Genomic DNA, 18,605 nt, shown 5'->3' with positions numbered 1-18,605 from the left:
AAAATGGACAAAGTATATATTATCAGCGGTCTCTTATCCTTCCTATCCTTCCCGTTAATCGCACAAAACAGCGATTATCAAGCGCAATATAGGGAAAAAGTCTTGGAATACAACCAAGACTTGAAAGCAGCGGGATACAACGAGGCCATGAAACAGGAAATGATCAAATCGGCCCGTGCGGATTTCAAACCGAAACTCTCGGCGGAAGGTAATTTCAATTATACCGGTAATCCGCTAGAATTATCGATTGATTTGCCATCTATGAATTCCCCCCTTTATTTTCAAGGTAAAGATCTGAAATATGGGGCGACTCTCTCCCTCTCGCAACCGATTTATACCGGAGGCGGCATTCGTGCCAACTACCAAAAAGCACGGCAAGAAAAAGAGTTGGCATCCAATGAATCCGATCGTATAAAAAGCAATACCCTACACGACGCCGATATCTACTATTGGAATGCGGTAGCCCAGCACGAGCTGGTTTTCGTGGCACAGGCATTTCGTACATCCATACAGCAACTGGTGGACGTCGTACGCCACCGGGTAGAAGTCGAATACATCGATCGAAACGATCTTCTTATGGCGGAGGTAAAGCTAAACGATGCAGATTTCCAGTTATTGCAAACTCGTGATAACGCCGAGATCGCACGTTTGGCCCTTAATTCTTTCGCTGGTGTAAACCCGAGCGATACCTTGCCGATCGATCATTCCGTAATCGCCCTCAAACAATTTATCCCTTTATCGGATGAGATAGATAACGCGATAACCAGCAGGCCGGAATACCGGATCGCCAAAAACAAGATCGAGTTACAGGAATCATCCCGGAAAATAGCGGATGCCCATTTCTTACCCCAATTCCATATTGGAGTAGATGGAAGTTATTCCTCACCGGGCTATAACTTCAAATCCGACCTAGATCCGAACTATGCGATCTACGCCAAGCTCAGTATCCCGCTCTTCGAATGGGGAAAACGTAAGAGTACCCGCAACGCTTCCTCGTACGCCATCAATATGGCTCAACAGAATCTCAGCAAGACGCAAGATAAGATCCGGCTGGAAATACAAACCGCCCATTACAACTATAAACAAGCTATCGATAAAGTCGAACTAACCGAGAGCTCATTATCAAAAGCATCCGAAAGTGAGCAAATGGCCATGGAGCGTTATAAGGAGGGGAATGTTTCCATCGTCGAGGTTATCAACGCTCAATTATATCATCAGCAAGCTCAGGTTAATTATATACAATCCAAACTAAACGCACAGATGGCGAAGACGGATTTCGAACGGGCAATTTATTATCTTCGCGAAAAAGAATAGGTCATGAAAGAAATATCATACGGGAAATCGGCATGTATCCTTTTGTTTTCGGCATTAGGGGTCTTTTCCTATTTCTTGCTGTTATATCATACGGAGCTACAAGAGCGCATCCCCGATATAAAGATCTCATTGATCGCTTTGTCCATCACGATAGCGGTATTCAACTTGTTCGGTTTCAGTTTACTGGTCAGCAGCCATTGGATGGCTACCAACTATCCATTATATTATATCGATAAAAGCCGGATGTTATGGCATTATCTGCTGGTAGCGATCCTATTGCTACTTATGAATTGTACCCTGTTTATCTCGTTGAAATGGATCACAAGCATTGGCGATCCTTTCGTGATCCGGGCAAAAGGGGCCGGTTTGGTAATAGCCGTCTGGTTCGTGGAGATGATCATTTTCAGCCTTCTCTTGATTAATTATTCGATGCGTTATACATTGAATTTATATAAGGAGAAACAAAGATTGGAAGCAGAATCTATACAAGCTAAATATACCGCTCTCCAAAGCCAGCTAAATCCTCATTTCCTATTCAATAGCTTGAATACATTGATAGCAGAGATAGAGTATGATCCGGCTACGGCAGTCAAGTTTACGCAGCATCTATCCGAGGTATACCGTTACGTGCTCCGCCAGCAACAGTGCCAGATCGTCTCTTTAAAAGAGGAGCTTGATTTTCTGGATTCCTATATATTCCTCCATCAAGTCCGGCTGGGAGATTGTTTGTCGTTGGAACGCGATCTTCCCGACAACGTCATTGACCATCAATTGCCCCCTCTGACACTGCAACTACTAGCCGAGAATGTCGTGAAACATAATTATATCGACGATTTTAACCCGATGACCATACGGGTATATACTGAAAGGAACAGTCGATATCTATGCGTCAGCAATACATTACGGCCTAAAAAAGTCTCAAACGCATCCGGTAAAGGATTAAAGAATTTGTCGGAGCGTTATCAATTACTATGTAAGCAGGATATCCAGATCCGAAAAAATGATCACCAATTCACCGTATCAATCCCACTTATTTATGAATAATATCCAAGTAGCCATTATCGAAGATGAGAAACCGGCCGCCCGGTTACTGGAAGGTATGATAAAGAAATTACGCCCGCAATGGGATATCATCAAGATACCCGGAAGCATCGAATCATCCGTGGCTTGGTTCGCTTCCCATCCGCATCCGGATATCGTTTTTCTGGATATCCAGTTGTCGGATGGAAATTCTTTTTTATTTATAGAACAGGCTTGTCCTACAAGTCTCATTATCTTTACGACCGCTTACGATGAATATGCAGTCCGGGCCTTTACGGTAAACAGTATTGATTATCTACTCAAACCGATACGACAAGAGAGATTGGAGGAAGCCATCCAAAAATTCGAGCATGTCACGTCTAAGTACAACCAGAAGCTCTTAGAGCAAAATGATTTATTGGAAGTACTCCATTCCCTCACGTATCCCGGCAAGAAATACAGGACCCGTTTCCTTATTTCCGGCAACGAGAAACTGATCACTTTACAGGTGGAGGATATCCCCACTTTTATTCATTAAACAAGATCACCTTCGCTGTCACACGCCAAAACAAGGAGTACATAATCGATTTCCCGCTGGATAAACTCATGGAACAATTAGATCCCGATAAATTTTTCCGGACGAACCGGCAGACGATCATAAATATCGAATCCATCGTGAAAATAGAGCCCTATTTTCAGAATAAGGTCATTGTCCACATAAAGCCGGAACATAAAGAGAAAATATTGGTCAGCAAAGAAAAATGGGCCTCTTTCAAGCTATGGTTGAATTATTAGACCTTTCGCCCATTGCTATAATACCGTTCTTTTCTATCGTCCCGATCCTTCTTATTCTTTTTAGGTTTGGGCTTATCCGGTTTCGCTGGTTTCCGATAGTCATGACGATGGTTGTCACGATCCCAATGTCTATCTGAGTCATGCCGGTCGTCTCTCCAATGATTGTCATGGTGAATGGTACCCCAGCGGTAATTCCAATAGTTATCCTCATATCGACGGCAGTCATGGGACGGGCGGCGATCCGGATATCTCGGATTCGCATACCATCCCCGATAATCATGGATACGTTGCGGATGCTCCCTTACAAAACGGACATATAGATTGAACTGGGCCGGAGTCAATAGACGTTGGATCTTACGATCCCTTTCCATACGCAAATCGTAAATACGGCGAGCCGCACGGTCCCAATACCGATAGTCACGGCGGGCCTCCTTCTCTATTTTCTGTCCGTACTTATGGATAATCTTATGGTATTCCGCTGCTTGGCGAGCGGGCAAATGCATCGCTTGCTCCATCCAAAGACAATTTTGACAATGCGGTTCATTCCACCCAAAACTGATCCAAAACTGGCTGTAAGCGGGTAAACTGCACAATATAGCCAACACACATAGTAAGCTGAATCGTTTCATGTCTTTTCAATTTTAAGTTAATAATAAAGCGAATCGTTTGTTCTTTTATCTAAGACTGCCCTACTTCAGAAAGGTTTAATCCTTGATACCCAACAAATCTTTCGCATTGGCAAGAGAAGCCTCTGTCAACGAGGCTCCGCTCAACATACGGGCCACCTCGTTCACACGTTCCTCCCCCTCTAATTGCTTGATACGGGTCAGCGTACGGTCTTTGGTATCCTTCTTATAAACAAAATAATGAGCTTGCCCCTTCGCCGCTATCTGAGGTAAGTGAGTGATAGCGAAAACTTGCATCTTTGTTCCGAGTTCTTGCATGATATCCCCCATTTTATCGGCGATATCACCCGATACCCCCGTATCTACCTCATCAAAGATAATAGTAGGTAAAGCGGTGAACCCGGCAATCATAGCCTTAATGCAGAGCATCAACCGGGAGATCTCACCTCCGGAAGCGGTTTGGGCTACCGGCTGCAATTCCGCGCTCTTATTGGCGGAGAACATAAATCGGATATCGTCCATTCCATCGCTCTCCGGCTCTTTGCGAGGAAGGATGTCCACACGGAAACGGGTATTCGGCATCCCCAACGGAATAATCATCTTGACCAATTGCGAGGCCATCGCCGTGGAAGCGACTTTACGCTGCTCGCTAAGCACGGAGGCCTGTTGAAGCAACTCTTTATACGAGGCATCCAATTGACTTTCTAACAAACCGATTTGCTCATCGAAAGAATCGATCGCACGCAATTGCTCTTGGTATTGATCCCGTATAGCAATCAATTCATCCACGGTGGAGACACGGTGTTTTTGCAGAAGTGTATAAAGGATATTCAAGCGTTCATTCACCCATTCCAATCGTTCCGGGTTGAACTCTACATCTTCCTTTAAAACGTCTGTCTCGGAAGCCAGATCATTCAAGTCGATATAAGCCGAGCGGATTCGCTCGGAGATCTCCTTGGCTTTCGGGAAATATCTTTCTAAGGAATCCACGGTGGAAAGGGCTTCCTTGAGTATTTGGATGGCTCCTTGCTCCTCGCCGTCCAAGAGTTCGGTTACCTTATATAAAGAGCTTTTGATCTCCTCCGCATGCGAGAGAGTTTCTTGCTCTTGCTCCAACTCATCCTGCTCATCCGGTTGAAGGTTGGCTTCGTCCAATTGTTCCAATTGAAAACGGATATAGTCCTCCTCCTGCTTGCTTTGAGCCGCTTTGTCCCTCAAATCTTTCAGTTCCCTTCGCAACGCCTGATAACGAGTAAATTCCTTCTTATAAAGAATGAGCAAGATCTCATTTTCGGCCATTACATCGATCACTTTCAGCTGGAAACGGTTGTCGCCCAACAATAGGTTCTGATGCTGCGAATGGATATCAATCAAGCGGCTTCCCAACTCTTTTAAGATCGTAAGGGAAACCGGAGAATCATTGACGAAGGCACGGGATTTGCCGGAGGCATAAAGTTCCCGACGCAAGATACAGCTATCCGCGTCGTACTCAAGGTCGTTACTTAGGAAGAAAGGCTCCAACTGATATTTTGAGACATCAAATACGGCCTCGATCACACATTTATCCGAACCTTTCTTTATACTCTTGCCATCCGCACGCTGTCCCAGCACCAAAGACAAGGCTCCTAATATAATTGATTTTCCCGCTCCGGTCTCACCCGTTATCACCGAGAAGCCTTTATCAAAGCGGATATCCAAATTGTCTATCAAGACAAAGTTCTGTATAAATAAGGATTTCAACATAACTATTTTACCTTACTGGTTTTTGAAGCTCTTCCAAGCGAGTGGATTGTGCCGGATAGATCTCGAACAGCATCTTATAGCCCTCTTGCCGCTCTTGTGTGGTCGCTTTCGAATAAATTGCGATAATCTCATCTAATTTAGCGTCGGCGAACATTTGTAGAAGCACAGAGGTAGGCCGGGCTTTCTTTACTTCCTGCAAGGCGGGAAGCGCACTAATGATCGTCGTACGTCCACGATCCGGATTTGCTGCCATTTCATCGAGTCCTTTCCGGTGATACGTGTACCACATTTCCCGGAAAGCGTCGGATGCGTTATCTTGCAAAGCCGTCGCTACGGCATGGCGGTTCTGGTTGCTATCAAAAGCTTTCCAGCCCGTCCACGACATCTCAGACTGGGCCATGTTCACGATTTGCTGGGCTTGTTGTATATAGGTAGTTCCACCTTTCGGAGCGAAACTATCGAAATCAAGCCCCAAGATCACATAGACGTAAAACACGATAGTGGCCGTAAGATTGCTGGTCAGCGTATTTGAGTTATAGTCCAACGGCTCGCCCTCCGTATACTCAAAATCCAACTGTTGATCCCTGAAATTCAGAAGAGTAGTTGTATAACTGGAATTATAGACCGGACGGCGGGCTTGTATCTGGATCTCGCTCTTGAAGTTCGTCTCATCCAATTCATTCACGATAATCGTCATCGTACAATCGATCTTCTCATTGACGGCAAACGTGGCATCCGTCCATTTCCGGTTATTCACGAACTCAGTCAAGGAGTTCTGTAAGGTCGTGAAGATTTGCTTGTTAGCGGTCGCAATTTTGTCTCCGTTCACCGTGATACGGGCGTTCAACTCTTGCGCCTTCCCACAAAAAGGAGCGGCGCAAAGCATGAATAGATAAAACAGTCTTCTTACTTTTCTCATTTCAATAATGTTACCAACTTATTTACGATATCACAGGCTACCTCCCGCTTCGTTTTGAGCGGATAGCTCGTTACTCCTCCGGCATTGTCGATAATCGTGATCTTATTGGTATCGCAACGGAAACCGGCACCTTGGTCTCGTAAAGAATTCAAGACGATGAAATCGAGATTCTTCCTCTTCAGTTTACCTTCGGCATGAGTAGCCTCGTCGTTCGTCTCCAAGGCGAACCCCACCATGACCTGTCCTTCCCGCTTGATCGCACCCAAAGAGGCGGCGATATCCGGGTTCGGAACCAAATGAAGCGTCATCTCTCTCTCCGTTTCCCGTTTGATCTTCTGCTCGGAAGCATTCTCCGGACGGTAATCGGCGACAGCGGCACATAATATGGCAGCATCGCTACTCGGGAATGCGGTCATCGCCGCTTGGTACATTTCCCCGGCAGACTCAACATCGATTCGTTTAATAGCTGGATGATGTGTTTTTAAAGAGACTGGACCAGCGACCAAAGTCACCTCCGCCCCTCTCTCCGCACAAGCTTCCGCTAAAGCGAACCCCATCTTACCGGAAGAGTAATTACCTATAAAACGTACGGGATCTATCTTTTCATATGTCGGACCTGCTGTTATTAAGATCTTTTTTTTTTCAAGATCTTTTTGAGCGGAAAAGAAGTCTTCCAAAACCTCGATAATCTTATCGGGTTCTTCCATCCGGCCTTTACCAACCAAATGGCTCGCCAATTCCCCCTCGGCAGGTTCGATAATCCGGTTACCGAATGAACGCAAGCGCTCCAGATTCTGTTGGGTACTCGGATGAGAGAACATATCCAAATCCATGGCCGGAGCCACGAATACAGGGGCTTTACAAGAAAGATAAGTAGTTATCAGCATATTATCGGCGATTCCGTTCGCCATCTTACCGATCGTGGAAGCGGTAGCCGGAGCAATCAACATGGCATCCGCCCAAAGCCCCAGATCCACATGACTATTCCATGTACCATCCCTATTGGAAAAAAACTCGCTGATTACAGGGTGGCTACTCAACGTCGATAACGTAAGCGGAGTGATAAACTCTTTTCCCGCCGGCGTGATAACCACTTGTACCTCGGCTCCTTTTTTCACCAATCCCCGGATGATATAAGCGGCTTTGTATGCGGCTATACTCCCCGTAATCCCTAATATAATATGTTTATCTTTCAATATCATATATCGAATCAATTTATCTTTGCCAGTAGAGACGTAGCACGTTGCGTCTCTACAACCTCAACAAAAGAATCTCTTTGGCTACTTTTGAGTTTATATTGCCATATTCGCCAAGTTTCCATCCCATTCGATCGATAGGTTCCACCAAAGCATCCAAGTCGGACTCCTTGATCCCATAGTCGGAAAGACGGGTCTTTAATCCCATGAAATGGAAAAAATCTTCCGTAGCCTCTATTGACTTTTGCGCCTTTTCATCGGCAGATCCTTCGGTAATACCAAATATGACCTCTCCCATCCGGATCAGTTTCGCCGCTTTCTCCTTACGCATATAGGTCATGACACCCGGCAAGATAACCGCCAAAGTCTGGGCATGATCCAAGCCGAACTGCGCCGTCAATGCATATCCCATACGGTGTGAGGACCAGTCTTGGGGTACTCCTTGGCCGATCCAACAGTTCAAGGCATTCGTAGCCGCCCACATCAAATTAGCACGAATATCATAATCATTCGGATTTTGCAAGACCTTGCGGCCTTCTTCCACAATTGTCTTCATCAATCCCTCGGCAAAATAATCTTGAACCTTAGCGTTCACCGGATAAGTCAGGTATTGCTCGACCACATGGATAAACGAGTCAACGACACCGTTAGCCACCTGTCGCTCAGGTAAAGAATAAGTTACCTGCGGATCTAAGATAGCGAACTTAGGGAACACCAACGGAGACATGAAATTTAATTTCTCATGGACAGATTCCCGGGAAATTACCGCCCGTTCATTCATTTCCGAACCGGTAGCGGCCAAAGTCAGCACTACTCCTAAAGGAAGCGCTTTCTTTATCACGCCACCTTTCGACAAGATATCCCAAGGATCTCCCTCGAAAAACGTAGCCGAAGCGATAAATTTCGTAGCGTCGATCACTGATCCGCCGCCTACCGCCAGCAAGAAATCGATATTCTCCCCCTTCACCAACTCAACAGCCTTCATACAAGTCTCATAACGGGGATTCGCCTCAATACCACCAAACTCATAGGTATGGAAGTCTTTCAAAGCTGCCGTCACCTGCTCATAAATGCCATTTTTCTTAATGCTACCGCCACCGTATACCACCAGAACCTTACTTCCTTCTGGAAGTAACGCAGACAAACGGGCAATACTTCCTTTGCCGAACACAACCTTTACAGGATTGCAAAACTCAAAATTATTCATCGCCTTATTTTGAATTAAAGTCTCTCAAACGGATCTCTGTCAACATTTTCTTCGTATTCAACGGGAAATCGCCATTCATGATCCAAGAATAATAACCCGGATCCGACTTCAAGATCTCCGTTACCAAACGGCCTTTATACTTACCGAAGTTAATAACCTCCTCGCCTTTATCGTTGTAAACCATACGTCCGGCGAAATCCACATTATTCGAGTAGCAGGAATATTGGGAAAGGAAAGCAACGTCATTCTTCAAATCCGGATAGCGATCCAGCTGCGCTTTCAACACCTCATATGTAGCCAACGTATCAGCCTCAGCCGTATGAGCGTTCTCCAAGCTTTTATTGCAATAGAATTTATAAGCGGCAGATAACGTACGTTGCTCCATCTTATGGAAAATCGTCTGTACATCGATAAATTTGCGCCGGTTCAAATCGATATCCACACCCGCACGCAGAAACTCCTCGGCAAGCATGGGTATATCAAAACGGTTGGAATTATATCCGGCCAAATCACAACCCTCGATCTGGGTTGCCAAAGATTTAGCGATCTCCTTAAAGGTCGGACAATCTTTTACATCTTCATCGGTTATGCCATGAATAGCGGTAGATTCGGGGGGAATAGGCATACCGGGATTTATCCGGCGTGTCTTCGTTTCTTCTTTCCCATTTGGGAAGACCTTCACGTAGGAAATCTCTACGATACGGTCCTTTACGATATTTATACCCGTGGTCTCTAAATCAAAAAAGACCAGCGGGTTCCTTAAGTTTAACTGCATTATTTATTTATTAGTCATTCAACATCATCGGCATCAGCAACATGAGCAAGTCCTCGTCCTCATCATTCTCAGAAGGAACGATCAAGCCGGCACGTGAAGGGTCCGCTAATTCTAATACAACCTCTTCCGAGCTGATATTTCCAAGGATCTCGATCAGATATGTAGCCTTAAAACCGATGCTTAACTCCGTCCCGTCAAACTGACAAACAATACGCTCTTCCGCAGAAGTGGAGAAATCGATATCTTGGGCGGAAACCGTAATCAAGCTATCCTTCAAGTGCAACTTCACCAAGCTGCTCGCCGGATTAGAAAAGACAGAAACACGCTTTAAAGCATTCAAGAAAGAGATACGATCGATCGTTACCTTAAACGGGTTTTCTTGAGGAATCACACTATTATAGTTCGGGTAACGCCCCTCGATCAAACGACAAACCATCTCGAAGTTCGTGCAAGTAATATACGCATTGTTATCATCAAACTTAATCAATACTTGCTCCGACTCCTTCGCCAACAAATTCTTCAATAAATTAGCCGGCTTCTTCGGCAAAATGAAAGAAGCCCGTTCCGGGGATTTCACCGCCAAGTTACGCAAGCGAACCAATTTATGTCCGTCTGATGCCACGAACGTCAAATCATCCGTATGGATATCGAAATAGACACCATTCATTACAGGGCGAAGCTCATCATCGGCCGTGGCGAACAAGGAACGACTGATGCCGTTTAACAGCATCTGGGCATCCATCGAGATAGAGATAGCGTTATCATTCAACGGCTTCTGCTGCGGATATGTGTCCCCTTTCTGACCGATAAAATTATACTTACCATTCTGGAAATGAATGAAAATCTCCAAATTCTCATCATTGATATCAAAAGTAAGCGGTTGTTCGGGAAGCTCTTTCAGCGGATCGAGCAGTATCTTGGCGGAAACCGCAAAGAGTCCGGCACCTTGGGCATTCATGACGTCTACGGAAGTCACCAACCGGGTCTCGGCATCGGAAGCTGTCACCGTAAGCGTATTTCCTTCTAGGTTAAAAAGGAAGCTGTCCAGAATCGGTAAAGAGTTCTTGGAAGCGATAACCTTGCTTATAGACTGTAAACGTGATAATAACGCAGTGCTGGATACATCGAATCTCATAGCTTTAATTATTTTATCTTGTTATATTATTATTTCACACAAACTACCATTTGGATAGGAAGAGACGCGGCATGCCTCATCTCTACAAATTAACCCAACAAAATTAAGAAAATATTTTATTTGTAACCAACTATACTTTCAAAAGTTTAGGGTACAAAAAAAGCTTCCCTCCGCTTTATCGGAGAGAAGCCTCTTATATTCTTTATTATTCGCTACTTAATTATTTAGCGAAATAATCTTTTACCGCTTCGTTAGGGATCATTTCTTCTTGGAAGATGTATGCACCTGTTTTCGGAGACTTAACCATTTTAATCACTTTGGAATAAGTACGACCGTCACCTTTCTTAAATGTTGCAACTGCTTTTTTTGCCATCGTTTAAAATCTCCTATTACTTAATTTCTTTGTGTAACGTCATCTTCTTCAAAACCGGATTGTATTTCATCAATTCCAATCTCTGAGTAGTATTCTTTCTATTCTTCGTAGTGATATAGCGAGACATACCCGGCATTCCACTTTCCTTGTGCTCTGTACACTCAAGGATTACCTGTACTCTATTTCCTTTTGCTTTTTTTGCCATTTTCTATATCCTCCACAAATTATGCGTTCAAATAACCTTTTTCAGCCGCCATCTTGATAGCCGCATCCAAACCTAACTTATTGATTGTACGTAAGCCAGCCGCAGATATATTCAAGCTAACCCAGCAATCCTGCTCTACCCAGTAGAACTTCTTCGTAAACAGGTTGACATTGAACTTACGCTTCGTTCTTCTCTTTGAGTGAGAAACGTTGTTTCCAACCATTGCTCTCTTTCCAGTAATTTGACAAATTTTAGACATTTCTAATCTGTTCTTTTAAATTATACGAAATTTAAGTCAACTCCTGCTATGTGTCTTCCCTTTCTGAACTAGCATCATGAACAAAAACGAAGATTCTAATAGAGTCTTATCTTTACAGGGTGCAAAGGTAAGAATTATTTTGATTTATCCGCAAGAATTCTCAAATATTTTTTCCTCAACAAATCATGTCTTAAATTAGTTATAGGTATATAACAACATAACATGATATTCATTATGGCAAGAAGTTTTAAAGAAGCGATCCAGCATCGCCGGACACATTATGGAATAGGTAACAACTCTCCCATTTCCGACAACGAGATTCATGAGATTATTAAGACAGCGGTCACTCACGTTCCCTCCGCATTCAATTCGCAGTCTACGAGAATCGTACTGCTACTGGGTGAAAGCCACAAGAAGCTTTGGGAAATCGTAAAAGACACGCTTCGTAAAATCGTCCCCGCCGAAGCCTATAAGGCTACCGAGGTAAAGATAGATAATTCTTTCGAGGCTGGCTATGGCACGGTCCTCTTTTTCGAGGATACAGCGGTAGTAGAAGGCTTACAGAAGCAATTTCCTTCTTACAAAGAGAATTTCCCGGTATGGTCCCAACAGACATCGGCTATGCATCAATTCGCGGTATGGACTATGCTGGAAGACGCCGGCTTCGGCGCTTCTTTGCAACATTACAACCCGTTGATCGACGAGGCGGTCGCTAAACAATGGCATATCAATCCGAACTGGAAACTGATCGCCGAGATGCCGTTCGGAACCTCTACCCAGGAACCGGGAGAAAAACAATTCGCCCCATTAGAGGAACGAATTTTAGTATTCAAATAATTATAATAATGTATATGGAATATGACATAGCAATCATAGGCGGTGGACCTGCGGGTTACACCGCCGCCGAAAGGGCTTCGGAGAATGGATTAAAAACGATCCTTTTCGAGAAGAACGCTATCGGTGGCGTCTGCCTAAACGAGGGATGTATCCCGACAAAAACTCTTTTATACTCCGCCAAGATACTAGACAGTATCAAAAGTGCCTCCAAATATGGTATAGTGGCGATGAAAGACCCAAGTTTCGACTTGGCAAAGATTATCGACCGGAAGAACAAGACCGTCCGTAAACTTACGCTCGGGGTAAAAGCCCGGCTTACGGGTAACGGCGTCACCATCGTAGAAGGAGAGGCACGAATCACCGGAGAGGAGTTTGGAAATATACGGATTCACTGCGATGGAAAAGAGTATTTAGTGAAGAATGTGTTAGTATGCACAGGCTCTGAAACCGTGATCCCTCCTATCAAAGGGTTATCAGAGGTCAAGTATTGGACTTCCCGGGAAGCCCTTGATCTCAACGATTTGCCAAAATCGTTAGCGATTATCGGTGGTGGCGTGATCGGAATGGAGTTCGCCTCATTCTTTAACAGTATGGGCGTAAAGGTGAAGGTAATCGAGATGCTACCCGAGATATTAGGGAATATGGATAAAGAAACCTCAGCGATGCTTCGATCCGAGTATAAGAAAAAAGGCGTAGAGTTTTTCTTGAATACCAAAGTTACAGAGGTATCGGCAGAGAAAGTCTTTGTTGAGAAAAATGGCAAGGCAGACACGATTGAAGCCGATAAAATATTGGTGAGCGTGGGCCGCCGTCCGATTACAAAGAGTCTGGGACTCGAAAATCTAGCGATCGAAATACAAGGGGCCGGTGTAAAGGTAAACGAACATATGCTGACTTCCCATCCACATGTATATGCGGCTGGAGATATTACCGGTTTTTCCCTGCTGGCACATACGGCTTACCGGGAAGCGGAAGTTGCCATACACCATATCCTAGGCATACCGGACGAGATGAGCTATAAAGCCATTCCGGCGGTAGTTTATACGAATCCGGAATTGGCGAGCGTGGGTAAGACAGAAGAGGAATTGATAGCGAATGGGGAAAGTTTTCGTGTTCAAAAGATCCCGATGACCTATTCCGGACGTTTCGTCGCAGAGAACGAGAATGGTAATGGTTTATGTAAACTGATCACGGACGACGAGGATCGTATCATCGGTTGCCATCTACTAGGGAATCCGGCATCCGAGATTATCGTCACCGCCGGAATCGCTGTCGAGAATGGTTATACAGTCGATGAATTTAAGAAAAATATTTTCCCGCATCCGACAGTCAGTGAGATCCTCCACGAAAGTTTATATATCTAATAAAACGCCTAACTAAAACAGTTTCCTGATGCTTTGCATTCACAATACACAAACGGATCCATACTTCAATTTGGCCGCCGAAGAGTATCTGCTCAAGAATTTCAAAGAGAATATTTTCATGCTTTGGCAGAATGAACCATCAATCGTGATCGGTAAGCATCAGGATGTATGGGCCGAGGTAAATCTCAAATTCGTACAAGACCAACAAATCAAGATAGCACGCAGGTTTTCCGGTGGTGGTGCCGTTTACCATGATCCGGGAAACCTGAATCTTACATTTATAGAGACCGGCCAGATTATGCAGACCGACAAATATACCATCCAGATCATGAATTTTCTCAAGACATTGGGAGTACATGTCGAGGTGGATGAACGGAAAGGATTAACTATCGGAGGATTTAAAATATCGGGTAGCGCACAGAGTATCCATAAGAATCGGTATATGCACCATGCGACCTTATTGTTTTCCACCGATCTGGATAGGCTTGTCACCTCCTTGAAAAGTACATCCCGTCAAGCACCAGAGAAAACAGGAGGTAAACGATCGACATTCGTTAAATCTGTACGGAGTCCGGTCACGAATATCAGCGCCCATCTTCCGGCTTCTATCTCTATCCAGCATTTTAAGAAAGCGCTTCTTTACTATTTCACGATCAATAATCCCGGCATACAGGATTATTCCTTCACACAAGCAGACTTGGAAGCCATCTATCGGCTTAAAGAGCAGAAATATGCTACAGCCAGCTGGAACTTTAACACTTATACACTATAATACAGAAACTTACCTTCTTGATCTTTGTTCTTATTATATACCGTTTGTAGAGACGGGGCACGCCCCGTCTCCCACTATATAACAGTAATTAAAAAATCAAAATATGGCTACATTTGAGATAAAGATGCCTAAGTTGGGCGAAAGTATTACAGAAGGAACCATCATCTCATGGTCGGTAAAGGTAGGTGATACCGTAGAGGAAGATGATGTCCTTTTCGAAGTAAGCACAGCGAAAGTAAGCGCTGAGATTCCATCCCCCGTTGAGGGAAAAGTAAAACAACTTCTTTTTAATGAGGGAGACACCGTAGCGGTCGGTACAGTCGTAGCGATCCTTGAGATCGAAGGTGAAGGAGAGGATAACGGAGCTCAGCCGGAAACCTCGGAGGCTACTCAACCGAAAGAACAAGTCACCGCTCCCGCCTCAGAGGAATTATCAAAGAATTCCCAAGAGGAAGATCGTTGGTATTCTCCCGTCGTATTGCAATTAGCGAAAACGGCCGGTGTATCGCAAGATGAACTGGATCATATTCCGGGTACCGGATACCTAGGACGTCTCAGCAAGAAAGATATTCAAACGTATATCGATCACAAAAATAAAGGTACGGAAATGCCGAAGCCGAAACAGGCTCCTGTTTCTTCCATGCAGCAAACGGCTACGAGCACGCCAACAATTACGGTAGCGCCGCCGACCGCTCCTTCCATGCCTATGACAGCGGCCACTCCATCCGCTCCACTCGCCCAAGGAGACGAGGTGAGAGAAATGGATCGTGTACGTAAGATCATTGCGGACCATATGGTATTATCGAAAAAAGTATCTCCGCATGTGACGTCGGTTATCGAGGTAGACGTGACCCGACTGGTTAACTGGCGTAAAAAAGTGAAGGATCAATTCTTCAAGCAAGAAGGCATCAACCTAACTTATATGCCGGCTATTACCGAAGCGACCGCCAAAGCGTTGAAAGCCTATCCATTAGTAAATTCATCCGTGGACGGTTACAATATCATCCTAAAGAAGCCTATTAATATAGGTATAGCGGTTTCCTTAAACGACGGAAATTTAATTGTCCCGGTTATACACGATGCCGATAAGCTGAACCTAAGTGGCCTCGCCTCACAAATAGATACCTTGGCGGCTAAAGCCCGTGAGAATAAGCTCGCCCCGGATAGCATCCAAGGCGGAACGTTCACGATTACGAATTTCGGAACCTTCAAGAGTCTGTTCGGCACCCCGATCATCAATCAGCCTCAAGTAGCGATCCTAGCCGTCGGTTATATCGAGAAGAAGCCTGCGGTAGTAGAGACGCCCGAGGGAGACACGATCGCTATCCGTCACAAGATGTACCTCTCACTCTCCTACGATCATCGTATCGTGGACGGAGCTTTGGCGGGAGCCTTTTTACGTTCCATCGCCGACGAACTAGAGAATTGGAACGCTTAATACATTATTATAATAGAACAACATGAAAAAGTATGATATAAAAACAACAGATAAGGAGACTCTCAGGAAATGGTTTTACCTTATGACGCTCGGAAGGGCGATCGATGAGAAGGCTCCCTCCTATTTATTGCAATCTCTCGGCTGGTCTTATCATGCCCCGTATGCCGGGCACGACGGGATACAACTCGCCATGGGACAAGTATTCGATAAGGATACGGACTTTCTCTTCCCCTATTACCGGGATATGTTGACGGTTCTCTCGGCGGGAATGACCGCCGAGGAGATCATCCTGAACGGTATCTCCAAGGCGACCGATCTGACCAGTGGCGGCCGCCACATGTCTAACCACTTCTCTAAGATGGAATGGCATATCGAGAACGTTTCTTCCGCTACGGCGACTCACGATCTCCATGCCGCCGGCGTGGCACGGGCGATGGTTTACTATGGACAGAAAGGCGTAGCGATTACCTCGCACGGTGAATCGGCCGCTTCCGAAGGCTATGTGTATGAGGCAATCAATGGCGCCAGCAATGAGCGACTGCCGGTTATCTTTGTCTTCCAAGACAATGGATATGGTATCTCTGTCCCCAAAAAGGACCAGACGGCCAATCGTAAAGTTGCCGATAACTTCTCTGGCTTCAAGAATTTACGTATTATCCATTGCAATGGAAAAGACGTGTTCGATTCCATGAATGCCATGACCGAGGCCAAAGAGTACGCGATCGCCAACCGGACTCCCGTAATCGTTCAGGCCAATTGCGTACGGATAGGCTCCCACTCAAACTCCGATAAACATACCTTGTATCGTGATGAGAACGAGCTTACCTATGTAAAATCCGCCGATCCTTTATACAAATTCCATCGCATGCTGATTCGTTACGGACGTTTCACCGAGGAAGAATTGAAAGAGATCGCGGATCTAGCGGCTAAAGACCTGAAAGCCGCCAATCGGAAAGCGATGGCCGCCCCCGATCCCGATCCGTCTACCGTCAAGGATTACGTCCTCCCGGAACCTTATCAACCTCAAAAATACAAAGAAGGTGTTCAAAACGAGGAAGGAGAGAAAGAAACGCTAGTTACGGCGATCAACAAGACGTTGAAAGCGGAGTTCCGGCACAACCCGGATACGTTTATCTGGGGACAGGATGTAGCCAATAAAGAAAAGGGTGGCGTATTCAACATCACGAAAGGCATGCAGCAAGAATTCGGTATCGAGCGAGTCTTCAACGCCCCTATCGCCGAGGATTATATCGTAGGGACAGCGAACGGTATGTGCCGCTTTGACCCGAAGATCCATGTAGTGATCGAGGGCGCGGAATTCGCCGATTACTTCTGGCCGGCCGTCGAGCAATACGTGGAATGTACGCATGAGTATTGGCGCAGCAACGGGCAATTTACCCCAAACATCACTTTGCGCCTAGCCTCCGGAGGCTATATCGGAGGAGGGCTTTATCATTCCCAGACCATTGAGGGCGCATTGACCTCATTACCCGGTGCCCGGATTGTTTATCCCTCTTTCGCGGATGATGCCGCCGGACTGTTGCGGACGAGTATGCGTTCTAAAGGCTTTACGCTCTATCTGGAACCGAAAGCGCTCTACAACGCGGTAGAAGCCTCCACCTTTGTCCCCGAGGATTTCGAGGTTCCGTTTGGGAAAGCCCGTATCCGCCGTCCGGGAAAAGATCTGACAATCATCACTTATGGCAATACGACCCATCTTTGCCTCAACGTAGCCGAGCTTCTTTACAAGGAGAAAGGCTGGGAACTGGAGGTTATCGATCTTCGTACCTTGATACCATTGGATAAAGAGGCGATCTTCAACTCGGTGAAGAAAACCAGTAAAGTATTGATCGTACATGAGGACAAGGTCTTCTCTGGCTTCGGAGCGGAAATTGCCGGCATCATCGGCTCGGAACTATTCCAGTACTTGGATGCTCCGATCCAACGGGTAGGTTCCCTATTCACTCCGGTTGGTTTCCATCCGGTCTTGGAACGGGCCATCCTCCCCAACGAGGAGACCATCTATCATGCGGCAAAAGAACTGCTGCTTTATTAGATCCACATTCGTTAAATCTTTAAAAGCATCACAATGAAAACAGGATTATTTTACGGAACGGGCACAGAGAAAACAACCTTTGTCGCCAATAAAATAAGAAAAGCTTTCGGGGAGGATCAGATCGATATCATCCCTATTGAAAGCGCATGGAAAAGAGATTTCGAGGCTTACGACCATATAATCGCAGGAACCTCTACTTGGTTCGATGGCGAGCTTCCCACCTATTGGGACGAGATCATCCCGGAACTGGTCACTTTAGACCTTAAAAATAAGAAGGTCGCTATTTTCGGTCTTGGAGATCAAACGAATTATCCGGATAATTTCGCCGATGGAGTCGGCATATTGGCGGACGCTTTCACCTCCTGTGGAGCGACTTTAGTAGGCGAGACCTCTTCGGATGATTATTTCTTTAATGCCTCCAAAGCCTTGAAAAATGGCAAACTACTAGGCTTAGTCCTCGATTTGGAAAACCAACCGGATCAAACCGACAAACGAATCGAGCGATGGGTGAAGCAATTGAAGGAGGCGTTTGGATAAAGAAGAATGCATCTTAAACTCGTAAACGAGAACT

At 45.4% G+C, this 18,605-nt stretch carries 18 protein-coding genes and 1 pseudogene; 9 read left to right on the top strand and 10 right to left on the bottom strand.

Annotated elements, in window-relative coordinates; genetic code table 11:
* Positions 1 to 3: 3 nt before the first annotated feature.
* The 3 genes and pseudogenes from BDI_RS03485 (at position 4) to BDI_RS03475 (ending at position 3,129) form a co-directional block, all read left to right on the top strand.
* Entirely contained in the window at positions 4 to 1,314 is a 1,311-nt protein-coding gene (locus BDI_RS03485) for a TolC family protein (protein WP_005857609.1), read from the top strand.
* Between the two features lie 3 nt (positions 1,315 to 1,317).
* Positions 1,318 to 2,358, top strand: coding sequence for a sensor histidine kinase (locus BDI_RS03480; protein ID WP_005857611.1), 1,041 nt, complete (start codon positions 1,318 to 1,320; stop codon positions 2,356 to 2,358).
* Positions 2,351 to 3,129, top strand: a pseudogene (locus BDI_RS03475) (LytR/AlgR family response regulator transcription factor). Before BDI_RS03480 ends, BDI_RS03475 begins: the two are co-directional and overlap by 8 nt.
* Here the strand turns inward: BDI_RS03475 and BDI_RS03470 are convergent.
* The 10 genes from BDI_RS03470 to rpmB form a co-directional block, all read right to left on the bottom strand.
* Complete coding sequence (locus tag BDI_RS03470) at positions 3,126 to 3,758, bottom strand: hypothetical protein (RefSeq protein WP_008779727.1); 633 nt, start codon at positions 3,756 to 3,758, stop codon at positions 3,126 to 3,128. The pseudogene BDI_RS03475 and the gene BDI_RS03470 overlap by 4 nt on opposite strands.
* A gap of 75 nt (positions 3,759 to 3,833) precedes the next feature.
* Positions 3,834 to 5,498, bottom strand: coding sequence for a DNA repair protein RecN (gene recN / locus BDI_RS03465; RefSeq protein ID WP_008779726.1), 1,665 nt, complete (start codon positions 5,496 to 5,498; stop codon positions 3,834 to 3,836).
* A 7-nt stretch (positions 5,499 to 5,505) separates the two neighbouring features.
* Complete coding sequence (locus BDI_RS03460; RefSeq protein ID WP_005857619.1) at positions 5,506 to 6,417, bottom strand: DUF4835 family protein; 912 nt, start codon at positions 6,415 to 6,417, stop codon at positions 5,506 to 5,508.
* Positions 6,414 to 7,619, bottom strand: a complete 1,206-nt coding sequence (gene coaBC / locus BDI_RS03455; protein ID WP_011966125.1) for a bifunctional phosphopantothenoylcysteine decarboxylase/phosphopantothenate--cysteine ligase CoaBC — start codon at positions 7,617 to 7,619, stop codon at positions 6,414 to 6,416. The genes BDI_RS03460 and coaBC overlap by 4 nt, the downstream gene beginning before the upstream one ends.
* A 49-nt stretch (positions 7,620 to 7,668) precedes the next feature.
* On the bottom strand, positions 7,669 to 8,820 hold the full coding sequence (locus BDI_RS03450) for an iron-containing alcohol dehydrogenase (RefSeq protein WP_005857622.1): 1,152 nt from the start codon (positions 8,818 to 8,820) through the stop codon (positions 7,669 to 7,671).
* Positions 8,821 to 8,824: 4 nt separating this feature from the next.
* Positions 8,825 to 9,595 (bottom strand): 3'-5' exonuclease, encoded by a 771-nt coding sequence (locus BDI_RS03445; RefSeq protein ID WP_005857624.1) that lies wholly within the window; start codon positions 9,593 to 9,595, stop codon positions 8,825 to 8,827.
* Positions 9,596 to 9,605: 10 nt separating this feature from the next.
* Complete coding sequence (gene dnaN, locus BDI_RS03440; protein WP_005857626.1) at positions 9,606 to 10,730, bottom strand: DNA polymerase III subunit beta; 1,125 nt, start codon at positions 10,728 to 10,730, stop codon at positions 9,606 to 9,608.
* Between the two features lie 220 nt (positions 10,731 to 10,950).
* Positions 10,951 to 11,103: a DUF4295 domain-containing protein gene (locus BDI_RS20085; protein WP_005638125.1), complete on the bottom strand. Its 153-nt coding sequence runs from the start codon at positions 11,101 to 11,103 to the stop codon at positions 10,951 to 10,953.
* Between the two features lie 16 nt (positions 11,104 to 11,119).
* Positions 11,120 to 11,308 carry a 50S ribosomal protein L33 gene (gene rpmG, locus BDI_RS03435; protein WP_005857628.1) on the bottom strand — a complete coding sequence of 63 codons (189 nt, stop codon included), beginning with the start codon at positions 11,306 to 11,308 and terminating at the stop codon, positions 11,120 to 11,122.
* A 19-nt stretch (positions 11,309 to 11,327) separates the two neighbouring features.
* The gene (gene rpmB, locus BDI_RS03430; protein ID WP_005857630.1) at positions 11,328 to 11,567 is read right to left on the bottom strand and encodes a 50S ribosomal protein L28; all 240 of its coding nucleotides are present in this window, start codon (positions 11,565 to 11,567) and stop codon (positions 11,328 to 11,330) included.
* Between the two features lie 234 nt (positions 11,568 to 11,801).
* Here rpmB and BDI_RS03425 point away from each other — a divergent pair, with 234 nt between their 5' ends.
* From BDI_RS03425 to BDI_RS03400, 6 genes are all read left to right on the top strand, one after another.
* Positions 11,802 to 12,404: a nitroreductase family protein gene (locus BDI_RS03425; protein WP_008772394.1), complete on the top strand. Its 603-nt coding sequence runs from the start codon at positions 11,802 to 11,804 to the stop codon at positions 12,402 to 12,404.
* Between the two features lie 14 nt (positions 12,405 to 12,418).
* Entirely contained in the window at positions 12,419 to 13,768 is a 1,350-nt protein-coding gene (gene lpdA, locus BDI_RS03420; RefSeq protein WP_005862949.1) for a dihydrolipoyl dehydrogenase, read from the top strand.
* Positions 13,769 to 13,796: 28 nt separating this feature from the next.
* Positions 13,797 to 14,540 carry a lipoate--protein ligase family protein gene (locus tag BDI_RS03415; protein ID WP_011966123.1) on the top strand — a complete coding sequence of 248 codons (744 nt, stop codon included), beginning with the start codon at positions 13,797 to 13,799 and terminating at the stop codon, positions 14,538 to 14,540.
* 103 nt (positions 14,541 to 14,643) lie between these two features.
* Positions 14,644 to 15,978 (top strand): dihydrolipoamide acetyltransferase family protein, encoded by a 1,335-nt coding sequence (locus tag BDI_RS03410; protein ID WP_011966122.1) that lies wholly within the window; start codon positions 14,644 to 14,646, stop codon positions 15,976 to 15,978.
* A 22-nt stretch (positions 15,979 to 16,000) separates the two neighbouring features.
* On the top strand, positions 16,001 to 18,034 hold the full coding sequence (locus BDI_RS03405) for an alpha-ketoacid dehydrogenase subunit alpha/beta (protein WP_005862955.1): 2,034 nt from the start codon (positions 16,001 to 16,003) through the stop codon (positions 18,032 to 18,034).
* Positions 18,035 to 18,067: 33 nt separating this feature from the next.
* Positions 18,068 to 18,571, top strand: coding sequence for a flavodoxin (locus BDI_RS03400; protein WP_005857641.1), 504 nt, complete (start codon positions 18,068 to 18,070; stop codon positions 18,569 to 18,571).
* Positions 18,572 to 18,605 lie beyond the last annotated feature (34 nt).

Source organism: Parabacteroides distasonis ATCC 8503 (genome assembly GCF_000012845.1).
GTDB classification, from domain to species: Bacteria; Bacteroidota; Bacteroidia; order Bacteroidales; family Tannerellaceae; genus Parabacteroides; species Parabacteroides distasonis.
This window is presented reverse-complemented; position numbering and strand designations above follow the sequence as displayed.